This is a genomic window from Streptomyces sp. NBRC 110028, assembly GCF_001417735.1.
GTDB lineage: Bacteria > Actinomycetota > Actinomycetes > Streptomycetales > Streptomycetaceae > Streptomyces.
In genome coordinates, this window is the sequence record NZ_BBUZ01000087.1 from 1 (window position 1) to 4,702 (window position 4,702).

At 73.4% G+C, this 4,702-nt stretch carries 2 protein-coding genes; both read right to left on the bottom strand.

Features of this window, described 5'->3' with window-relative positions; genetic code table 11:
* The coding region (locus ASC60_RS38340) for a beta-ketoacyl synthase N-terminal-like domain-containing protein (RefSeq protein ID WP_234357339.1) at nucleotides 1–850 on the bottom strand (850 nt) is incomplete at its 3' end.
* 7 nt (nucleotides 851–857) lie between these two features.
* Nucleotides 858–4,702, bottom strand: a 3,845-nt coding sequence (locus ASC60_RS38345) for a type I polyketide synthase (protein WP_159043422.1), incomplete at its 5' end; no start/stop codon positions are given.

A 4,702-nucleotide genomic window follows, 5' to 3' on the forward strand; every position in this document is an offset into this window, starting at 1 on the left:
TGCCCCGTACGACCGCCAGCACCGGGTGGCCGTTGCGGCGCGCGTCCGACAGCCGCTCGACCAGCAGCATGCCCACGCCCTCACCCCAGCCGGTGCCATCGGCGGCCGCCGCGTACGACTTGCAGCGGCCGTCGGGGGCCAGCCCGCGCTGGTGGCTGAATTCGATGAACGTCTCCGGCGTGGCCATCACCGTGACACCACCCGCGAGCGCGAGCGTGCACTCGCCCGACCGCAGCGCCTGGACCGCCCAGTGCAGGGCGACCAGGGAGGACGAACAGGCGGTGTCGACGGTGACGGCCGGGCCCTCCAGGCCGAGGGCGTAGGCGACACGGCCGGAGGCGATGGCGCCCGTACTGCTGTTGTAGGTGTAGTCGTGGTACATCATCCCGGCGAACACACCGGTCGGGCTGCCCTTGAGCGTCGACGGGTCGATCCCGGCCCGCTCCAGCACCTCCCAGGACGCCTCCAGCAGCAACCGCTGCTGCGGATCCATGACCATCGCCTCGTTCGGCGCGATTCCGAAGAACTCGGGGTCGAACTCGGCCGCGTCGTACAGGAACGCCCCTTCCCGGCTGTACGTCTTGCCGGGGCGTCCGGGCTCGGGGTCGTAGATGCCCGCCTCGTCCCAGCCACGGTCGGTGGGAAACCGCGAGACGGCGTCCGTTCCGTCGGCGACCAGCCGCCACAGCTCCTCGGGCGAGGCCGCGCCGGGATAGCGGCAGCTCATGGCCACGATCGCGATGGGTTCGCGGGAGGCGGCCCGCAGGGCGCGGTTGCTCGCGCGCAGGCTCTCGGTCTCCTTGAGCGACGCGCGCAGCGCCGCCACGAGCTTCTGGTCGGTGTCGGCCATCGTGTCCTCAGGCTTCTCGCGTCGCGTCGTCCAGGGCGGTGTCCTGCAGCGCCATGCTGATGAGGGTGTCGGTGTCCATCGCGTCGATCGCGTCGCGCGGCTCCGCCATGGGCGCGGCCGTGGCGGGGGCGGCACCGGCGAGTTCGAGCAGGGTGTCCATCACGCCCGCGTCGTGCAGCCGGGTGAGCGGGATCGAGGCGAGGAGGCGGCGGATCGTGTCCTCGTCGGCTCCGGTGTCACCGTCGGCGTGGTCGGGCGCCAGTTCCGTGGCGAGGTGTTCGGCCAGCACCCGGGCGTTGGGATAGTCGAAGATCAGGGTGGGTGGCAGCCGCAGCCCGGCGGTGGCGTTGACGGCGTTGCGGAATTCGACCGCGCCCAGCGAGTCGAAGCCGAGGTCGCCGAAGGCCCGCTCGGGTTCGATGGCCTCCGGGCCCGCGTGCCCCAGCACCGCCGCCGCATGGGTACGGACGAGGGCCAGCAGTTCGTCGTACCGCTCGTCGGCGGGCAGTGCGGCCAGCCGCTGCCGCAGCTGGGCCGGCCTCCCCTCGTCGTGCTGCGCCGCTACGGCCCGCCGCGCGGAGCCGCGTACCAGGCCGCGCAGCATCGGGGGTGCCTCGGCCGCGTGCAGCGTCCTGGTGTCCAGGCTCATGGGGACCAGGACGGGGGTGGCGAGGGCGGTGGCCGTGTCGAAGAGCTTCAGCCCCTCGGCGGGCGACAGCCCCGTCAGGCCCGCACGGCCCATCCGCTGCCGGTCCTGGTCCGCCAGTTCCCCGGCCATACCGGCGTCGGTCGCCCACAGGCCCCAGGCCAGGGACTGGGCGGGCAGCCCCTGGGCGCGGCGGTGTGCGGCCAGGGCGTCCAGGAACGCGTTGGCCGCCGCGTAGTTGCCCTGCCCCGGCGAGCCGATCACCCCGGCGGCGGAGGAGAACAGCACGAACGCGCTCAGATCCATCTCGCGTGTCAGCTCGTGCAGATGCAGCGCCGCGTCCACCTTCGGACGCAACACCCGGTCCACCCGCTCCGGCGTCAACGACGCGATCACCCCGTCGTCCAGCACACCCGCCGCGTGCACCACACCCGACAGCTCCCGGCCCGCCAGCAGCGCGGCCACGGACCCCCGATCCGCCACATCACACGCCACCACCTCCACCTCGGCCCCCAGCCCGGACAACTCCGCCACCAGTTCCGCCGCGCCCGGTGCGTCCGGCCCCCGGCGACCGGTCAGCAACAGCCGCCGCACCCCGTGTCCGGTCACCAGATGGCGTGCCACCAGCCCGCCCAGCGCCCCCGACGCGCCCGTGACCAGCACCGAGTCGCCGAAGACGGAGGAGGGTTCGGATTCCGTCACCGAGGCGGCCCGCAGCCGTGGCGTGTAGACCTTGCCGTCCCGGACCGCCGCCTGCGGCTCCCCCGCCGCCAGCGCCAGGGCGATGTCCGCATCGTCCTCCGCACCGGCCACGTCGACCAGGACGACCCGCCCCGGATCCTCCGACTGGGCGCTGCGCACCAGGCCCCACACCGCCGCACCGGCCAGGTCGGTGACGTCCTCACCGGCGACCGACACCGCGCCACGGGTGACCACCGCCAAGGCGCCGGTTCCCGCCTGGAGCGCCGTCAGTACGGAACGCAGCGCGGAGCGGACGTCGTCGCCGTCGGCCCGCCACACCGTCATGTCGCCGGCCGCCCGGCCCTGTGCGGCCACCGGTGTCCACTCCACCTGGAACAGCGAGTCGACGCGGGCGAGCGACGGTGTCGCCATCGGGCGCAAGTTCAGGGAGTCCACCGAGATGACCGGCCGGCCGGTGCCGTCCACGGCGTCCAGGGTGACCTGGTCCCGGCCCGGTGACGTGATCCGTACGCGGAGCGCATCGGCACCGGAGGCGTGCAGTTCCACGCCCGTCCAGGAGAAGGGGAGGACGACGCGGTCGTCGTCCGACAGCAGCGGGACCGCGTGCAGGGCCGCGTCCAGAAGTGCCGGGTGCAGCCCGAACCGGTCCGCCGCGCCGGGCAGTACGACCTCGGCGAACATCTCGTCGCCGCGCCGCCAGGCGGCCTTCAGCCCCTGGAAGACCGGTCCGTACGCCAGTCCGGCGTCCGCCAGCGCCTCGTACAGGCCGGCCACTTCCACCGGTTCCGCCCCGGGCGGCGGCCACTGTGTCATCTCCGTCGCACCGTCGCCGGTGGCCGGGGCCAGGGTTCCGGCGGCGTGGCGGGTCCAGGGGCGGTGGGGCTCGTCCTCGCCGCGCGAGTACACCTCGACCGGCCGGTGGCCGGATCCGTCATCGGGCCCGACCAGCACCTGAAGGGCCACGGCGGCGCGCTCCGCGAGGACCAGCGGCGCCTCGATCGTCAGGTCCTCGATCCGGCCGCATCCCACCTCGTCGCCCGCGCGGACGGCCAGCTCGACGAAGCCCGTACCGGGGAAGATCAGTCCGCCGCCGACGACGTGGCCGGCCAGCCAGGGCTGCGTCCCGGCCGACAGCCGCCCGGTCAGCACGGTCTGATCGGTGCCCGCCACCCCGACCGCCGCGTCCAGCAGCGGATGGTCGGAGCCCTCCGGTCCGCGCCCGGACTCCAGCCAGTACGACTGCCGCTGGAAGGGATAGGTCGGCAGATCGACGCGCCGCGCCCCGCGGCCCCCGAGGACGGCTTCCCAGTCGACCCGGACTCCGGCGGTGAACAGCCGCCCGACCGCCGTGAACAGGCTTTCCGTCTCGGGATGGCCGCGGCGCAGCACCGCTGCCGTCGTGCCCTCGGCGATCTGCTGGACCATCGCCGTCAGCACGGCGTCCGGCCCGATCTCCAGGAACCGGGTGACCCCCTCGTCCCGCAGGACGCGCACATCGTCGGCGAACCGCACGGTGTCCCGCACATGCCGCACCCAGTAGTCCGCCGACGCCATGTCCTTGGTCAGCCGGATGGCCGGTTCGTGGTAGGTGACGCTCTCGGCGATCTCCCGGAAGTCTTCCAGCATCGGGTCCATCAGCGGTGAATGAAACGCGTGCGACACCTTCAGCCGGGTCGTCCTGCGGTCACCGAAACGCTCGGCGAGCGCGGTCACGGCATCCTCGGCGCCGGAGACGACCACGGACGCCGGGCCGTTGACCGCCGCGAGGCCCACCGCTTCGCCGAGGAGCGGCGTGATCTCCTCCTCGGTGGCCTGGATGGCCATCATGGCGCCGCCGGGCGGCAGCGACTGCATCAACTGCCCGCGCGCCGTGATCAACCGGGCCGCGTCGGCGAGCCCGAACACGCCCGCCACATGGGCCGCCGCCACCTCACCGATGGAATGCCCGGTGAGCACGTCCGGTTTGATACCCCACGACTCCAGCAGCCGGAACAGCGCCACTTCGAGCGCGAACACGGCGGGCTGGGTGAACTCGGTACGCCGCAGGGCGACTTCGTCGCCCCACATCACCTCGCGCAACGGCAGGTCGAGCGCGTCGCACACCTCGTCGAACGCCGCCGTGAACGCCGGGAACGTGTCATACAGCTCCCGGCCCATCCCCACCCGCTGGCTGCCCTGCCCGGTGAACAGGAACGCCAGCCTGCCTTCGGTGACCGAGCCGATGACGGTCTCCGACGATCCGATGCGCACCGCGCGGTGCTCCAGCGCGGCCCGGCCCGTCGCGGCCGAGTACGCCACGTCCAGCGCGTCCTGCGCGACGGCGGCCATCCGGTCGAGCTGGGCCTCCAGCGCCGCCCGTGTCCTGGCCGACACCACCAGTGGTACGACCGGCAACTCGCGCCGCTCGGCGGGGGCTTCCTCGACGGGCGGGGCCTCTTCGATGATGGCGTGGGCGTTGGTGCCGCTGATGCCGAAGGACGACACGCCCGCGCGGCGCGGACGTT